1 pseudogene is annotated in these 231 nt (G+C 44.6%); it reads right to left on the bottom strand.

What is annotated here, in order from left to right:
* Positions 1-231, bottom strand: a pseudogene (locus HMPREF2867_RS11380) (hypothetical protein); the annotation flags it as partial.

Raw genomic sequence — 231 nt, 5'->3', positions numbered from 1 at the left:
CAGAAAGTGAATCAACGTCAGCGTCACAATCCGAGTCAAATTCAGTTTCAGCTTCAGAAAGTGCATCAGTAAGCGAATCACAATCAGTGTCTAATTCCGAGTCAGCCTCAGAAAGTGCGTCTGTATCTGAATCACAATCAGTGTCTAACTCAGAGTCAGCATCAACAAGTGCGTCTGTCTCAGAATCACAGTCTGTTTCAAACTCAGAGTCAGCCTCAGAAAGTGCGTCAG

The sequence above is a fragment of the Streptococcus sp. HMSC064H09 genome (assembly GCF_001812625.1).
In the GTDB taxonomy this organism is placed as follows: domain Bacteria; phylum Bacillota; class Bacilli; order Lactobacillales; family Streptococcaceae; genus Streptococcus.
The sequence above is the reverse complement of the archived record's forward strand: the minus strand, read 5'-3'. Positions and strand labels throughout refer to the sequence as shown.